Below are 16952 nucleotides of genomic sequence, written 5' to 3'. Positions count from 1 at the left end.
ATTAGGAGAATATTAAATAATGTCTGAAATACTTACTCAAATTCTTTATCAACAGGATTATCAATTATGGCTAGAAACTACATTGAAACAATTGCAAGAACGAGATTTAGCTCATCTTGATTAGGAGCATTTGATTGAGGAGCTTGAAGCATTGGGTAATGAACAGAAACACAAGCTCGAAAGTTATCTACTGCAACTTCTCAAACATCTGCTTTTGTATCAACATTGGTGTCTTCTTAACTGTAAAAATCATTGGGAAGTAGAAATTGATAATTTTTGGGTAGAACTCAGGAAATTAATCAAATCTAAAAATCTCTACAATTATCTGCTTTCAATGGTTGAGGAAGTCTAGATTGATGCATTACGACAAGCAAAAAAGAAAAGTGGGTTAAATTCTTTCCCGCAAACTTGTCCCTACACTATTGAGCAAATTTTAAATATCGATTATTTACCATCATTTTCTTCTTAAAAAGAGGGTAATGTCCACCCTGGAACTTTCCAAAATATTAGTAAAGTATCACGTAGTTACTAACTAGTTATTTAACTGAATTTCATCTAACTTGGCACGCACTGCTTGAATATCCTGCCACATTAACCATTTTGGGCTGCCTCTTTCTTTAGAAGGGTTACGCAGCAAATAAGAAGGATGAAAAATTGGCATACACAAACGCCCTTCCCACTCTAGCCACTGTCCGCGAATTTTAGTAATCGCCCGCTTATCACCTGTTAAACCTTTGAGTGCAGTTGCACCTGTTAAGAGAATGATTTTGGGGTCAACTAAGCGAATTTGTTCTAGTAAATAAGGTTTGCAAGCCGTCATTTCTTCAGTAGTGGGAACTCTGTTATCTGGTGGACGGCATTTATTAATATTAGCAATGTATACATATTGCTCAGTACTCAAATTCACAGATGCTAGAATTTTCTCCAGCAATTGCCCTGATTTGCCGACAAATGGTAAACCCGTTTCGTCTTCATTTTGACCAGGCGCTTCTCCCACAACCATTATTGGTGCTTTGAGGTTACCGCGTCCAACAACAGCATGGGTACGAGTGTTTCCCAATACACATCGGTGGCAGCGATCGCAATCCTGTGCCAACTCGGTAATAGCGGAATAGGTTCCGGGAGGGATAGGAATTTTGGCATCTGTAGGAATCAGCTCTCGTTGGTCAAAGGTTGAGTCGTCAAAGAGGCTGAGTTGGGTTTCACTGCTCATGAAAATTACGATTTTGGTATTAGCATCAGTCTTATTTAACTCAAGTATGTCTTTAGCTGGGTACTTATCAAAAATAGACTTTTACTGAATACATATTTATTTATACAAATCTTATTTTATCAGTTAATTTGAGACAAAATTCAGTCATGATAAAAGTAGTGCTGTCCTAAGACGCTGGGGGAAACTATGTCACAGACCCCACTTTTTGCCGATCGCATCCATGCAGGTGAGGAGTTGGCGCGAGTAATTCACGAGCTTTTGATTCAACAAACCATTGATTGTGGTGTAAAGCCTGAACCAATTGTTTATGCTTTGCCGAGAGGAGGAGTACCAGTAGCAGCACCAATAGCACGTCTTTTGGGTTGTCCATTAACAATAGTTGTAGCGAAAAAAATTAGTCATCCACAAAACCCAGAATTAGCCATTGGTGCAGTCACTAGTTCCGGAAATGTTCTCTGGACTGAGCAAAATCTACTCCACCCCAACCATGATTTGCGCTGGCAAGAAATAGCTTTAAATAAAACCATTCAGCAAGCGAAGTTGTTGGAAGAGCAATTAATATCTGCTTGTCCCCAAGTTAATCCAGAAGATGCGACGCTAATCCTAGTTGATGATGGTATTGCCACAGGTATGACTATGGCAGTAGCTGCTAGTGCCATCAAAGCCCTTTCTCCAGCAGCAGTTTGGCTATGTACTCCAGTAGCGCCACGAAAATTGCTACCCAGGTTGAACCAATGGGGCGATCGCACAATTGTCTTGAATGCACCAGAAACTTTCTGGAGTGTGAGTAATTTTTATCTGCAATTTCCTCAAGTAGAGATATTAGAAGTTATCGCATATCTTCAGCAACAAAAAAGAATCAGTATGGATTTGAACGAGTAATTTTTAGCTTTTTATTTTTTTGCAAGAATTCCTGGAGCATAAGCCTCAATGACTTTGCCAGTAAGAGTGCAACTAATCATCAGGTAGTCACAACTTGGGCATTGTGTCCGAGTTAGGTGATTATCAGTAATATAATAACGCTCAGCATGGCTACCACAATTTGGGCAGTAAATCTTTTGTACTGTCTGCATTTTAAAACCTCTATTTTTAATTATTCTTATTTAAAAAAGCTACTAGTTAAACCAGCAAAATTTCTGGTTCGACCCAACTTAACAAACTGTCGTGAGATTGGCTAATTATTTTAAACAAAATTTTATGTTTAAAAACTTTTAGATATCTTTAATCTATTATCATCAAGTTTACGTGATTTTACCCTCCTACTTAAGATACATAAACTAGTTTTAAATAAATTTTATTTAGAGATTTAGTGATCCCTATGGTTAATCTCTTGAGAGAGGATGATTTTTAGTTCTTTGAGATAAAAAGAAAAAAAGCCTTTCATTGTAATATTCAAAAATTAAAACTATAAAAAAACTGTATCTTTAGCTACAGAATTTCTGTCTTAAGATTTAGTTCATATTTATAGCCGTAGTCACACCCTTTAGGAGATAATGACAAGCGTGAATTACTAGCAACAGTAATAGTTTTATCTCCTGCCTTCTGCCTGCTACTATAAGAGGTCGTTTGAAAAGTATCAGCTTGAGCCTTAAATGCAACTCAGAGAAGCGATCGCAAGTCCCAAAACCCTGATTATCTCGTTCAACTTCTCGATAGCCAGAGTAGTCAAACATACGTTAGATGACTTTTTAAACATCCTTTAAGAAAAGCATGAGATGCTCCGCCCTCAATTGTTTCCAAGAGGAGATCGTCTTGCTATGCGTGCGGTAATACTTGAGATATCTACCTTCGGCTTGTCACTTCAAGAAACGATAGAACGGGCAATTGGTAGGTTCCACAAAACTAAGTAGACTCGACAATAGAGCTTTTGTACATTAAAAGCCCTATTTCGCTATGTGCATATCTTTTTACCTATATCAAGATGGATGAAAATAGTCATAAATATCTTGAGCCAAACGCGGTCCGATTCCAGGAACTTCCGCTAATTGTGTAGTTGTCGCTTGTCGAATATAATCAACTGAACGAAAATGCCCTAATAGCTGCTTTTGTCGATGATGTCCTAAACCAGGAATTTCATCTAAGCGCGATCGCTTTAATTTATCACTGCGTTGCTGACGATGGAAACTCACTGCAAACCGATGCGCTTCATCTCGCAGTCGTCGCAACAACTGTACCCCTGGTTGTTCTGCGTCAGTAGTTAAGGGTTTAGATTCTCCCGGTAAAAAAATCTCTTCTCGCTGCTTCGCTAAACTAACAACTCGCAAGTCTTCTAATAAATTCATTTCTTGCAAAACAGCAACAACTGATGATAATTGACCTTTACCACCATCAATCATAATTAGATCGGGCCAGTCAGGATTACCCAAACGTGCTAATTGTTGATCCTCAGCATACTTGCGAAACCGACGCTGAATAACTTCTGCCAGACTAGCAAAATCATCTGAATGTCCGGCTGTGACGGTGGGATTTTTAATTTTGTAGTGGCGATAGTGCTGCTTAGCGGGTAAGCCATCGATAAATACAACTTGTGAAGCTACAGCATTTGAACCTTGAATGTGGGAAATGTCATAACCTTCAATGCGATGAGGAACATCTGGTAAATCGAGGATAGCAGCTAAATCTTGCATTGCTTGGTGGTTGCGATCGCCTAACTTTTGCATTCTTTGCAATTCATACTGGGCATTTCGCTCTACCATCTCTATTAATTCTGCCTTGGTTTGCCGTAAAGGAGCCAAAATCGTCACTTTTTTACCTTTACGTCCACTCAAAACATCTGCCAATATTTCTGTATCTGGTAACTCGTGCTGTACCAAAATTTCTGTGGGTATTTCCACTGAATCAGCAGTTTGGTAATGTTCTTCTAAGGCTCGTTGTAAAATCGCTCCTGGTTCTGCATGAGTATCTGCGACAAACGCTAAACGTCCCACCAATTGTCCAGCGCGAATCTGGAATAGTTGAATGCAGGCGTGTTGTGCGTCGGCTGCCAAGGCGATCGCATCCCGCGATACTGTATCATCTGGTAAGGATACTTTTTGGTCAGCTGTGAGCGACTTTAACCCGGAAATTTGATCACGAATTCGCGCAGCTGACTCAAAGTTCAAGTCCTCAGCAGCAGCGTTCATCTGTTGGGTCAAAATATCAATCAACTCTTGAGTCCGACCTTGGAAGACCATCGCAATTTTTTGCACAATTTTGCGATATTCTTCTGCTGAAACCATCTTTTGACAGACACCTGGACAACGCCCTAAATCATAATTCAAACAAGGACGGTCTTTGAAAAGCGGTTGAGGTCGTTGTCGCTGGGGAAAGATACGCTTGCATAAGCGTAAAACTTCTCGCAACAGGCCAGCATCGGTATAGGGACCATAAAATTTATCCTTTTCTTTGCCTAATTGGCGTTTCCGGGTGATAAAAATCCGTGGATAGTCTTCCGACCATGTGATGCAGAGATACGGATATTTTTTATCATCTTTGAGCAGCACATTAAAGTATGGTTGGTGCTGCTTAATCAAGTTGGCTTCCAGCGCTAACGCTTCGGCTTCAGTGTCAGTGACGATGAATTCTATTTCTGTCACTAATTTGACCATTGTAGCGATGCGTTCGGTTTTGTTGTAACCATCTCGGAAATAGGAACGGACACGTGAGCGCAACTTACACGATTTTCCTATATATATAATGCGATCGCTTTTGTCCCGCATGAAATAAACCCCCGGCTCGGGTGGAATTTCCGCTAGACGGCTTTCTAGTCGTTCTGGCTCTTTAACCAGTGATAGTATTTGAGTCGATATTGTCACAACCAAAATTAGGTAATCTTTCTCTATTTTAAGAAAAATTATTTTTTCTTGCTGATTGAACGAAGTACTCTCAAGTAAATATACAGTGACTAGGCTTTTAGTCCACACATACAGGAGTCTGAGTCTAGGAAATCTCGATCAACAACTTAGACATAATTTGTGTAGCTGCAAATTTAATCTTTAGTTATTGTCCTCAGAAAAACTTGATTTTTGAGTTTATACTTAACAATTTATATTTATATTTTGTTTAAATGAAAGTATTGTGGTTTCTTATTACGTTTAATTTACATATTATGTAACTCACTCATTTCTAGAAGTTTTAATATTAAGCAAATTAACGGATTTAATAACTTAAATTTACGTTTATTATAAATATAACTATTATAATAATTTTAGAAAAAGGAATTATGAATATGCAAGATTTTGAAGCTCAGTACCGTGAGGCGATCGCGGAAACGCTCAACGATCTGCAAACAGCAGTTTTATTATTAACAGAGGCTCAAAGTAAAATTTCTCAAATTGGCAATTCTGTGCAAAATCTCAGTCAACGTGTTGAAGAGTTCATTGCTGAGCAAAAAGCAGAATAAACATATATCCAGTAGAAAAGTTTATCTGTGGTAATAACTAAACTCTGTATCAATTGTCAAGACAAGATCCTTGAGCTTTAGAGGTTTGATAAAATAGTGACGTGCGCCCAAACTCAGGGCTAATTCTCGATCTGCTTTGAAAGCAAAGGCTGAAACCACAATAATAGGTATTTTCGACAAATCCGGTTTTTGCTGGACTTGTTTTAAGAGTGAATAACCATCAACATCTGGCAATTTCAAATCGAGTAACATTAAATCTGGCTGGAATTTCTCGATAGTTGAGAAAAAAGTAGAACCTTCTGCTAAGCTGTGGACATCGTACCCACAATAACTTAAGTAGTCACTCAGCAACATCCTATTAAGATCGTGGTCTTCGATTAATAGAATTCGTCTAGCTTGATTTGAACGGAATTGGTGATTTATGTTCAGTAATTGTGCTGTCATTGCCCTTTATCTTCATTTTGAGTTACAAGTCAATTATTGCCAGATGAATTGTGAAATTAATAAAAAATTAAGTTGTATAATATACTAAGATAATAAAAATTCACTATATTTACTTATACTGGTATAATTAGATGATATTATCTTAAAATTAAAAAATAATAAAAAATTAAGCTTTTCTTCACAAAGTCTTTATCATTAATAATATCAAATGGTTTGCTGCTAGAGTAGAGTAGTTTTTGTTGCTCATCTAGATAGATTTGGGAATCTAACGAATTAGCTAGACACCAGCTCAAATAGAAGTCTTAATATGATGTCCACCAATCACCCATAATATATCCGAAGCGAGTGAAACGACGCAATCACAACGTTTTTGGGATTGCTTGCTACGGTCGCAATGACGGTTATTGGAGTGGAGACGACATAACGTATCATCTGAAAGCTGGAAGCAAATATTCATAAAAAAGGGAGCTAATAGCTCCCTAATTAGTTTATAGGTTGGACTGGCTATCTCAAATAAATACTTTTTTTAATTTACGTTGTGTAGTAAATACACCAGCAACACCTAATAGACCAAGTATTACTGATGATTCTGGCACTTTCTTTGGAGGGGCAGTGTATCCTGGTGTATGCCAAGTATAATAAGCGCTGTAGGATACGCCATCATCAGAGGCTGTGATTCCAGATGCAGTGGGGTTAAAGCTATAGGCGTAGTAAGTTTTATTATCAGTAACTACTTTGGCGATTTCACTAGCTCCGATTTCACCTTGGTAGACCTTTAATGCAGCTTGGAAGTTGAGAAGATCTTTGAATGATGTCAGTTGTGATATTTGAACTGTCAGCGTTGACTTCGTAGCAGGAGGCGTTAGAGGTGAATTGAGCGTTAGTTGAAGTGATGAAATCTTAGCTTGGACTTGTGAAGCAGTTGCTAGACTTGTGTTGGTTGGAAATAATAATTTTACTCCTCCATTCCACGCTTCATTAAGCTTAGTAGAAAGTGTATCTGAAAGTTTAGTCTTCACATCCAAGTGACCAACCAATGTCAAATCGACACCGCCATTTTGACCAAATTGGAAGCTACCAATGTTCGGGTCTCCCATCCCCAATAAAGGAAAATAACTTGCTATTAATGATTGGGTAGTGGGTGAAAATCCATTCCACACTGACTTGAATGGAGTGTAATAATTCAACAAATCACTCAGCCACTGGGAACCAAAACTATTCCAGTCACTGGCAGTAACACTGGTAACAGTAGCACTATAGTTTTCTTGTGTGGCGGTGAAACCAACGTTAGAAGTAGGATTTTCAGTACTATACCAAAGTTCGACGTTAGAAGAGGGATTGTTATCACTCAAGGCTTTGGAGGCGGCTACAGTATCATTTGCTTTGAATGTGCCATTTGACCCACCAGTATAGGTTCTAATTTCATTAGGGTTGTTGAAACTAAAAGATGTAGCGTGTGCAGGAGCAGTGGCAAGAGCGCTCACACCAATAGCCATTGATGTACCAATCACAAGTTTCTGAAAAGTCATCTTCATTTTTTTCAAGTCTCCGTCAGTTTGAAGTTAAGGTTTAAACTATTGCTGTTTCTAGGCTTGGACTGTCTTGGCTACAGGTTTTTTGGCAATACTGCTGTTTAAAAACACAATTTGTATTGTTAGCCATCTCTGGTAGCTGAACGTACAAACCCAGTTTATGAAACCGGGAGACTCAATTAGGTGAAGTTCCTGTGGATTATCAGTAAATTGATGACAAATATTTTTCTATTAGTACTTGTATAATTATGCAATTTTTAAAAAACTATATGTATTAATTAATAGATTATTCAATATAAAAATCTATGTATTATTACGTTAGGACAGCATAACTCTATTACCCTAAGTAAAAATGCTTGGCATTCAGTTTGAAAACAAGTTCAGTTGAGGAACTTTGCCATTCTTTCCACGGCAGTTTCTAACAAAGATGGCTCATGTACTAAGGCAAAGCGGACATACCCTTCCCCGGATTTACCAAAACCCGCACCTGGGGAAGCAGCTACACCAGTTTGTTTGACTAGTTGAGTGCAAAATTCTATGGAGTTTTGACTCCAAGCAGAAGGCAACTTTGCCCAGATGTACATTGTGGCGTGGGGAGTGGGAACATTCCAGCCAATGCGATGCAGAGCAGCAATAAAAGCATCACGACGTTGCTGGAAGGTAGCGACAGCAGTTTTGACTCCAATTTGAGACCCACTCAAGGCAGCGATCGCCCCATTCAAAATTCCTCGATACTGGTTAAAATCAACAGCCGCTTTAACCTGGCGTAAAGCGTTAATCAACTGAGCATTGCCGATGGCGTAGCCAATACGGAAGCCGCCCATATTGTAAGACTTGGAAAGAGTGAAAAATTCAATGGAGATGTTTTTTTCTAGATCAGCTTGCAAAATTGAAGGTGCTAGGGACTGAGTATTATGTATTGGGTATTGGGAAAACTCATTCCCAGTCCCCAGTCCCGAATCTCCAGTTTCTGCAAATACCAAATCCACGTAAGGGAAATCGTGAACTAAGGCGAGATTATGTTGCTGACAAAAGGCGACAGCTTCTTGGAAAAAAGATAAAGGAGCGATCGCAGCAGTAGGATTGTGAGGATAACTCAACACCATCATCCGCGACTGAGCCAACACTGGGGCGGGAATATCGGCAAATACTGGTAAAAAGCCATTTTCTGCCCGTAGTGGCATTGGATAGATTTGCCCGCTAGCGAGGTAAACTCCTCCAGCATGGGAGGGGTAACCAGGATCGAGTAACAGAGCAAAATCTCCTGGATTGAGTAATGCTAGGGGTAAATGGGCTGTGCCTTCCTGAGAACCAATCAGAGGTAGTACTTCAGTTTGAGGATCGACTCTGATGCCAAATTTTTGTTCGTACCAATTAGCTGCGGCTTCGCGAAAGCCTTGAGTACCATTAAATAACAGATAGCCGTGGGTAGTAGGATCACCAAGAGATTGGGCGATGGCTTCAATAACATGTGCCTCGGCTGGTAAATCAGAAGACCCCAAAGATAAATCAATTAATTGTTGTCCAGCTGCCAAGGCAAGTGCTTTGGCTCTGTCCATATCAGCAAATACATTCGATTGTAGAGGTTGTAAACGTTTTGCAAACTGTATATTAGTCATTTTTCCTTTCTTACAAAGTTCTGCTCACAACAAACCTCTCTACAAGACGCTCTGCGTACGCAAGAGACTTTGCGCTTTGTGATTTGTCATTTATCCTTGATCCTCTGTTACAAAATTGAGGCAGTCCGTTGGCTGTTTTCCCACGCTTAAAGGAACTGGCGTTGAGCCACTGCATTGGACGGGTTTCTTCAGCAACCAAGTAAGTGGCATCTGTTCACCTTTGGAGCTAGCTTTGTGATCGCTGGTGACTTTGCGCTTTGTCATTCATCAGTTACCAATGACTAATGAATAATAACCGATAACTATATAACTAATTACTATCTAAGTGCTTAGCTAGAAGGCTGAGTAATTTTTCTTTACCAATGACTCCCTCAGTGGATTCTAATAGTTTGTCTCCTTGAATTAGCCTGAGGGCCGGGACACCTTCGACTTGATACCGCTTAACTGTGTCTGGGTTGGGGTCAATTTCTATTTTAACGACTTTGAGGCGATCGCTATAAACACTAGCAGCTGAGCTAATCACGGGCGACATTAGTTGACAAGGTCCACACCAAGAAGCCCAAAAGTAAACTAATACAGGCTGCTCGGCTTTTAACACTTCGGTTTCAAAATCAGCATCAGTTATGGTGATTACAGCCTTACTCATTGCAGTCTCCATCAGGTGGCGATCAAAGTTGGCACACACAATACTCTATCCCAAACTGAGTCCTGAGTCATCGAACTTCTAATCTCAGTATGCCTAAAGCTTCAAGGTTAATGCCCAGTACTGACAAAATAGTACAGATCGTCGTCGGGGCACAACATTAATCGTTGTTTTGCCTTACTTCTATTGTTCATTCACATGAGAATTGTTATAGATTCAAGCTAAAGTGAATGTAAATCTTACAGGCTGATGCAAGTTAAGACAGCCAAACAATAGCGCCTGGATATCACTCTGTTTAATTATTAGGATCGAGGTGCAATTGTTTTGCCAAGAGGCTGGCAGAATATTTACAGTGTTGCCGAAAATTATGGATAATTTCCCAGTGGTTGCTCAAACCGATGCATCCCTACCCAATTTCCCTCACGAAAATACACTTATCATGCGGCCTAATACCGACTTGGATTCACCACTAAAGGAAAAAGTAGGAACTGACTTTGACTCTTGTATGATGCAGCGGTGTTTGGAACTTGCTCGCCGCGCTTTAGGGCGTACTTCACCAAATCCGTTAGTGGGAGCGGTGATTGTCAAAGACGGTGAGATTGTTGGGGAAGGGTTTCATCCTCGTGCAGGTGAGCCTCATGCAGAAGTGTTTGCTTTAAAAGCAGCAGGGGTTCGGGCCCAAGGTGCAACAATCTATGTCAGCCTTGAACCTTGCAATCATTACGGACGCACTCCCCCTTGTTCGGAAGCGTTGATTAAAGCAGGAGTGGCAAAGGTCGTAGTGGGTATGGTCGATCCCAATCCACTCGTTGGTGGAGGCGGTATTGCCCGTTTACGTGCGGCAGGGGTCGAAGTGCTGGTAGGAGTCGAACAGGAAGCTTGTCGTCAGCTAAATGAAGGTTTTGTTCATCGCATTCTCTACAAACGACCTTTAGGAATTTTAAAATATGCCATGACTTTAGATGGCAAAATTGCTACTACTTCTGGTCATAGCGCTTGGGTAACAAGCCAAGATTCCCGCACTGAAGTACATCAGCTACGGGCAGCTTGTGATGCTGTAATTGTCGGTGGTAATACAGTACGACTAGATAATCCTTATTTAACTAGCCATCACTCAAGCTCACATAATCCCCTGCGGGTGGTTATGAGCCGCTATCTTAACTTACCGGAAAATGCTCACTTGTGGCAAACTGCGGATGCTCCAACTTTGGTGTTGACACAGCAGGGTGCTAACCCAGCTTTTCAAGAACTGTTGCGAAAACTTGAGGTGGAGGTAGTGGAATTCACATCACTTACACCAGATAAAGCAATGACATATTTATATGAGCGGGGTTTTTGTAGTGTGTTGTGGGAGTGTGGTAGTACTTTAGCTGCTAGTGCGATCGCTCAAGGAGCAGTGCAAAAAGTCTTAGCATTTATTGCTCCAAAAATCATTGGTGGTAGCATTGCTCCTACGCCTGTCGGCGATTTAGGTTTTACCACCATGACTCAAGCACTATCTTTAGAACGAGTTCGTTGGCGTGTAGTAGGCTCTGACTGCTTAGTAGAAGGTTATTTCCGCCAAACCAGTCAATCATCACAAGCAATCAATAGTTAGAATTGGCGACAGTAATCACACTTGTTATGAACATATAGCAGTTGCTAGGTAGCTGAGGATATAAACTGATGGTAAAATCCTGAGATTAAGAGACTTTCAAGCCTGTTCCCTACTATAATACTTGACGATTTTGCTTCGATTAACACTGACGTTCATAAGCAATATCACGTATGAGTGTTAGCCGAGATTGAATGTACTGGCTGAGAAAATCAGTTTCGTTAGAATTTAACAAAATTTGCGTTTCGGTTTGTTTTACCAACCATTGCACTAAGCTAGCATCATCCAGTTGTAAGAGAATCTTAGCTTGGGCGGTTTCGACTACAGACCAAAGCTGACGCATAATTGTAGGAGTCATCAGACCTCAATTGAATCATTAGCTTAGCTGCTTTTAGATTACACAATTTTGATCGCACTTTACTACATGAATGTAGAAGCTGAGACAAGTATTATTAAAAAGTTAATAATGCTATTTATAACTTTATGAAGATTCAGAATCTAAAACTCTGTTTTAAAAATTGGGCGTAAAGCATAGGGTTTAGGAAATAGTGAAGACTGGATTTTCTAAATTTAGTTCCAAAATCTAGAACATAAATTTATTAATCTTAAAATTAGATTTTTGTGCTTATAAACACTGAAATCGTGTTGATTTAGATCCTAGAAAGCCAATTTTATTAAGCTTTGGTTGAATAATTTATTTGTATTGTAGAATACAAAACTCTGAAAAATTCAGAATCTACAATAAAGAATTGGTGAATTAGCAATATTTTTAAACTTAAGATTAATAATCAACAAGAAAATTAAGTAGTCTTACCAAGGCTGATTTGGTAAATATTCTAGATTCTGACTGCTGACTCTAATTTTTGAAATCAATTTTTACTAAAAAATTAACATTTTTTACCTGTAGATGGGCTCACAAAATCATGTAAGTCTTCATCCCAAATACTAATGTAAATAAAATCACATTCTTGACGAATAATTTGACCTTTAACTGAGCCATTCTGAAAACTGAAATTATCGGACTGGCGCTGTTGTACTTGTTTAAGTCCCTGCTTAATGTCTTCAGTAGCTTGCCCATTTAAAAGTCCATTTAAAGTAGCTTCCATAATCTGTGGTTCTACTGTTTGGTTAAAAGCTACCTCTGTTTGACGCAGCATTCGAGAATTGCGATCAAATAAGTAGCCAAGGTCTATTTTGTTTGGTACAAGTTTGTAAACAACAGCGCGGGTATTCCCCCACGCACCTCTTAAATCTTTGCTTGGTTTGCCAAGGCTAGCTTCTACGATATTTCTGGATGTCCCTGTAGGAAATGCAGGAACACTCTGTCTGCTTGCAGTTGCAGCTAATTTACTCCGTGGCTTTTTCTGGGGTGTCGAACGTACTTCTGGTGTAGGAATCGCAAGTTGCTTCTTCGGTTCTGGCTGTGGAGTTGATGTTGCTATTGGTGCTGGAGTCTCTAAAATTACAGACTTATTTTCTGGCTGTGGTGTAGAGACAACTGGCGGAGTATAAGTTGGCAAAGGTTCGGCAATTACTCGCGGTTGTGGTGGTGAGATAGGTACAACTGGGACTGGAGAAGGTCGCAAAGAAATAGGCGGATTGGTAAATGTAGGAGTGGGTAAAGATTTTGGCGATGGAGTGGGATTTGTGGCAATATTTGTCTGTAGCTGTTGCTGACGAGTCATACTAGAAATTGCGACTGCACCAATTAATCCACCTATTAGCAAACTACCAGCGATCGCCGCAGGTTTCTGCCAATTTCCAGGAGTGGCAGAATTATTAGTAATTGGAGGTTTTTGGGGAGAAGATAATGCCTGGGTTTGTCCAGTTGATGTAGCAGTGGGAGACAAACTGACTGTGTTAGCAGTTGTCGGTGATTGCAGGGAAATATAACTAGGAGACTGCAATGCATGTAGCATTTTACTAGCAGTACTATAGCGATCGCCTGCATGAGGCTTAATTGCCTGATTGAGTACCGTCGTCAATTGGGGAGAAACATTAGGAGTGTGCTGGTGCCAAAGTATTTCCCCTGTTTGCAAATCAGTTAGTAGTTCTTGGGGGTGTTTGCCAGTCAGTAGATAAATTGCCGTTAAGCCTAAACTGTAGATATCAGTAGCGTAAACTGGACGCCCAACAGCTTGTTCGCTAGGCATATACCCAGGCGTACCAATGACAAGCGATCGCGTACCGTATCCAGGGGTAGTCACCACCGAACGAATTGTTTCCTTGACTGCACCAAAATCAATCAAAACTGGCTTGCCATCAACAGAACGGATAATGATGTTCTCAGGCTTGATATCTCGGTGAATGATGCCTTTGCTGTGGACATAATCTAAGACTGATAGCAGGCTTAAGAGGATTTCCCGAACAGCAGTTTCGCTTTCAAATCCTTTTACTTCAACAATTTTTGTCAGGGTTTGACCGTGAATCCATTCTTGAACGAGGTAAAACTGCCCGTTCTCAGAAAAATAAGCGTAGAGTTTAGGAATTTGGTTACAACTTTCACCCAAATACTCCAAAGTTGCTGCTTCTCTTTTAAACCGTTCTTGGATTATTTGGTAAGTTTGCGGGTCATTATTAGTTATCGGTTTGAGTTGCTTAATTACACACCGACGCCGAGAAGGCATGTGGGTGTCTTCTGCGAGGAAGGTTTCGCCAAACCCACCAGCACCGATTACTTGGATAACTTGATAGCGATTGTTTAGCAGCGTTGTTATCATGAAAAGTTACAAAATTTTGCCCTTTCCAATGTACATCAGATATATCACTTATCTTGGGTTCAACCTGTGAAATCTGATAATGCTAAGTATCTATCTATAATTTAATTTGATAAATTAACTTCTGCCCAAACTACCGTTTATGGAGAAACTGAATTAGGGTCTGTGAAATAATCTAGATTAACAATAATTAATACTGTGCAACTACAAAGACACCTTTGTGCTTTGAAAGCTGATATTCAGGTTTTTACGAGCTTGTTTATTTGCAAATTAACTAGATTAATAACTTTAAAGTATTTGAGCATAATTAAATACTAAAATTTAAATATATATACTGATATTGATTTAAATTGAAAATTTCTGAAGATTTAATGAAATATTTATTTTCTAAGAAAGAATCAACTATAGTCAAAGATTTTGAAACAAACTGAAGTTTATGAATACAACTAAAAATAATATAAATGTAAATTCTTATTTGAAAGTAGAAAATAAGGGTACAGTATTATACTTTGAACTAAAAGAGCAACAACATATATTGGGGCGCGATCGCACTTTTGCTGATCTGGTTGTCCCTCAAGATTGGCAACTCGTAGGCAGATATCAAGCCCTCTTACGCAAAGATGGCGAAGACTACTGCATTTATGACGGAAATGGTGACAAACCCAGTACCAATGGGCTTTATATCAATCAAATCCGGGTAACTCCAAAATCTGGCTATAGCCTGAAGAACGGTACAGAAATCCGCATTGGGCAAAACTCTCAAGATCAGATAGTACTGACATACCATAATCAGACTCAACCCTCAGCTAACAATACACACGAATTGCAAAGGGTTTCCTTAAAAAATCGGTCAGTTTTATTGGGTCGTGATCGCAATGCTACTTTACCTCTAGAAGCCCCTACTGTTTCTCGCCGCCACGCGACAATTGATACTGACACTCAAGGGCGTTATATTCTCCGCGATTACAGTACCAATGGCGTGTTTATCAATGGGCAAAAAGTTAATAGCACTGCTGTATTGTCACCAGGAGCAAAAATTCGCATTGGCCCATTTTCGCTGGTGCTGCGAGGTGATGAATTACAAATACTCGACCGAGGAAATCAAATTCGCTTGGATGCTTGTAATTTAGTAATCCAAGATAAAGACAAGCGGCGATTGGATGATATTTCTATACCGATTGAACCAGGACAGTTTGTCGCTTTGGTGGGTGGAAGTGGTGCTGGGAAGTCAACTTTGATGCGGACACTACTGGGAGTTGAGCAAACAACTCAAGGTGTAGTCTATTTAAATGGTGAAAATTTGCGAAGCAACTTTAACATGTACCGCACGCACATTGGTTATGTGCCTCAAGACGATATTATTCACCAAGAACTCACCGTGTCTGAAGTTTTAACTTACGCCGCTAAGCTGCGACTACCGCCAGATATTGATGTGGCGCGGGTGGTAGAAAAGACTTTACAAGATGTGGAAATGTCCCATCGTCAGGATGCAAAGGTGTCCCAACTGAGTGGAGGACAGCGCAAACGAGTAAGTATTGGCGTGGAATTACTAGCCGATCCGAAGTTATTTTTCTTAGATGAACCAACTTCAGGACTTGATCCTGGGTTGGATAAAAAAATGATGCAGCTGTTACGGAAATTAGCCGACCAGGGACGCACAGTGATTTTGGTAACTCATGCAACGACAAATATTAAATTGTGCGATCGCGTTGTCTTTCTCGGTCGAGGAGGACGGCTATGTTATTTTGGCCCTCCCGATCAATGTTTACAGTTTTTTGGTGTCAAAGATGACTTTGCCGATATTTATAATCAACTAGAAAAACCAGAAAATATTATTGACCAAGCTACTAAATTCCGGCAATCGGATGATTATCGACGCTATATAGATAATCATCTTAACCCTGGAACTCATTCGCCCCAGTCGGATAGTGTTAATAATCACAGTCATGGCATTTCTTTTGGCAAACAATTTAATATTTTGACGCAACGCTACTTTCAAATTCAAAAGCGCGATCGTGTTAACCTGGCTTTAGCACTTTTAACAGCGCCTATCAGTATTAGTTTAATGACATTCGCTATCCGAAATAAAGACCCTTTAGTATTAGGAGAACAACCCGATCCAACTCTTGCACCTTTAGCTTTGCGTGTGTTATTCGTCTTTACTTGTGCTGCTTTATGGGTAGGACTTTCTAGTTCCTTACAAGAAATTGTCAAAGAGTCAGCTATTTACCTACGAGAACGGCTAGTAAATTTGGGTCTATTTGCTTATCTTATTTCTAAAGTTACAATTCTTTCAGTATTAGCAGGATTACAAACTCTGTTAATGATAATGGTGATTTTTATATTTTTTAAATCCCCGCAGCCAGAATTAATTTCTTGGCAATGGGGATTAAGTATTACTACATTTTTGACTCTTTTGACTAGCATTAGCCTTGGCTTATTTGTATCAGCATTTGTCAAAAATACTAGTCAAGCAAATAGTGCTTTACCCCTGTTGTTACTTCCTCAGTTTATCTTTTCTGGCGTTTTGTTCAAAATGGAAGGTACTGCCAGTAAAGTTTCTTGGTTAATGCTGAGTCGCTGGTCAGTGGGAGCTTACGGTGCTTTAGTTAACCTTAATCAACTGGTTCCCGAACCGATTAAATTACCTGATGGCAGTACAGTGCCCCAACCATTTGAACCAACGTCTGTTTATGAAGCAACATGGTCTAATTTGAGTTTGAATTGGGGAATTTTGTGCTTGCATACACTCATTTATCTAACTGTGACTTTTTATTTGCAAAAACGAAAAGACATTTTTTAAAACTCA

At 39.7% G+C, this 16952-nt stretch carries 15 protein-coding genes and 1 pseudogene; 5 read left to right on the top strand and 11 right to left on the bottom strand.

The genetic code is table 11. The annotated features are described in order from the left end of the window. The first annotated feature begins 19 nt into the window (after positions 1 to 19). Positions 20 to 469, top strand: a pseudogene (locus FCR06_RS04955) (DUF29 domain-containing protein). A gap of 63 nt (positions 470 to 532) precedes the next feature. Here FCR06_RS04955 and FCR06_RS04950 read toward each other — a convergent pair. After that, positions 533 to 1213 carry a uracil-DNA glycosylase family protein gene (locus FCR06_RS04950; RefSeq protein WP_138497728.1) on the bottom strand — a complete coding sequence of 227 codons (681 nt, stop codon included), beginning with the start codon at positions 1211 to 1213 and terminating at the stop codon, positions 533 to 535. A gap of 186 nt (positions 1214 to 1399) precedes the next feature. Here FCR06_RS04950 and FCR06_RS04945 point away from each other — a divergent pair, with 186 nt between their 5' ends. Then, positions 1400 to 2095, top strand: coding sequence for a phosphoribosyltransferase (locus tag FCR06_RS04945; RefSeq protein ID WP_138497727.1), 696 nt, complete (start codon positions 1400 to 1402; stop codon positions 2093 to 2095). Between the two features lie 11 nt (positions 2096 to 2106). Here the strand turns inward: FCR06_RS04945 and FCR06_RS33370 are convergent, their stop codons facing one another. The 3 genes from FCR06_RS33370 to uvrC form a co-directional block, all read right to left on the bottom strand. After that, positions 2107 to 2286: a replication restart DNA helicase PriA gene (locus FCR06_RS33370; protein ID WP_138497726.1), complete on the bottom strand. Its 180-nt coding sequence runs from the start codon at positions 2284 to 2286 to the stop codon at positions 2107 to 2109. A gap of 378 nt (positions 2287 to 2664) precedes the next feature. Next, positions 2665 to 2886: a hypothetical protein gene (locus FCR06_RS04935; RefSeq protein WP_138497725.1), complete on the bottom strand. Its 222-nt coding sequence runs from the start codon at positions 2884 to 2886 to the stop codon at positions 2665 to 2667. Positions 2887 to 3129: 243 nt separating this feature from the next. Continuing rightward, positions 3130 to 5007, bottom strand: coding sequence for an excinuclease ABC subunit UvrC (uvrC, locus tag FCR06_RS04930; RefSeq protein WP_138497724.1), 1878 nt, complete (start codon positions 5005 to 5007; stop codon positions 3130 to 3132). A gap of 407 nt (positions 5008 to 5414) precedes the next feature. Here uvrC and FCR06_RS04925 point away from each other — a divergent pair, with 407 nt between their 5' ends. Then, positions 5415 to 5594, top strand: a complete 180-nt coding sequence (locus tag FCR06_RS04925; protein ID WP_138497723.1) for a hypothetical protein — start codon at positions 5415 to 5417, stop codon at positions 5592 to 5594. Between the two features lie 21 nt (positions 5595 to 5615). On the opposite strand, the gene FCR06_RS04920 is transcribed toward FCR06_RS04925, so the two are convergent. From FCR06_RS04920 to FCR06_RS04905, 5 genes are all read right to left on the bottom strand, one after another. Continuing rightward, complete coding sequence (locus FCR06_RS04920; protein WP_138497722.1) at positions 5616 to 6038, bottom strand: response regulator; 423 nt, start codon at positions 6036 to 6038, stop codon at positions 5616 to 5618. A 509-nt stretch (positions 6039 to 6547) separates the two neighbouring features. Continuing rightward, complete coding sequence (locus FCR06_RS04915) at positions 6548 to 7573, bottom strand: NF038130 family PEP-CTERM protein (RefSeq protein WP_138497721.1); 1026 nt, start codon at positions 7571 to 7573, stop codon at positions 6548 to 6550. Between the two features lie 377 nt (positions 7574 to 7950). Then, positions 7951 to 9189: an LL-diaminopimelate aminotransferase gene (locus tag FCR06_RS04910; protein WP_189523327.1), complete on the bottom strand. Its 1239-nt coding sequence runs from the start codon at positions 9187 to 9189 to the stop codon at positions 7951 to 7953. A gap of 90 nt (positions 9190 to 9279) precedes the next feature. Further along, positions 9280 to 9453, bottom strand: a complete 174-nt coding sequence (locus tag FCR06_RS32415; RefSeq protein ID WP_189523326.1) for a hypothetical protein — start codon at positions 9451 to 9453, stop codon at positions 9280 to 9282. Between the two features lie 46 nt (positions 9454 to 9499). Then, positions 9500 to 9835 (bottom strand): thioredoxin family protein, encoded by a 336-nt coding sequence (locus tag FCR06_RS04905; RefSeq protein WP_138497720.1) that lies wholly within the window; start codon positions 9833 to 9835, stop codon positions 9500 to 9502. 364 nt (positions 9836 to 10199) lie between these two features. On the opposite strand from FCR06_RS04905, the gene ribD reads away from it, so the two are divergent. Then, complete coding sequence (gene ribD / locus FCR06_RS04900) at positions 10200 to 11429, top strand: bifunctional diaminohydroxyphosphoribosylaminopyrimidine deaminase/5-amino-6-(5-phosphoribosylamino)uracil reductase RibD (protein WP_138497719.1); 1230 nt, start codon at positions 10200 to 10202, stop codon at positions 11427 to 11429. A gap of 139 nt (positions 11430 to 11568) precedes the next feature. Here ribD and FCR06_RS04895 read toward each other — a convergent pair whose 3' ends face one another. Both FCR06_RS04895 and FCR06_RS04890 read right to left on the bottom strand, forming a co-directional pair. Beyond that, positions 11569 to 11784, bottom strand: coding sequence for a hypothetical protein (locus FCR06_RS04895; protein WP_138497718.1), 216 nt, complete (start codon positions 11782 to 11784; stop codon positions 11569 to 11571). 529 nt (positions 11785 to 12313) lie between these two features. Then, positions 12314 to 14146, bottom strand: a complete 1833-nt coding sequence (locus tag FCR06_RS04890; RefSeq protein WP_138497717.1) for a serine/threonine-protein kinase — start codon at positions 14144 to 14146, stop codon at positions 12314 to 12316. Between the two features lie 433 nt (positions 14147 to 14579). Between FCR06_RS04890 and FCR06_RS04885 the strand changes: the two genes are divergently transcribed. Further along, positions 14580 to 16946 (top strand): ATP-binding cassette domain-containing protein, encoded by a 2367-nt coding sequence (locus FCR06_RS04885; RefSeq protein WP_138497716.1) that lies wholly within the window; start codon positions 14580 to 14582, stop codon positions 16944 to 16946. Positions 16947 to 16952: the final 6 nt, after the last annotated feature.

It is taken from the genome of Nostoc sp. PA-18-2419 (assembly GCF_005869855.1).
GTDB lineage: Bacteria > Cyanobacteriota > Cyanobacteriia > Cyanobacteriales > Nostocaceae > Nostoc.
The sequence above is the reverse complement of the archived record's forward strand: the minus strand, read 5'-3'. Positions and strand labels throughout refer to the sequence as shown.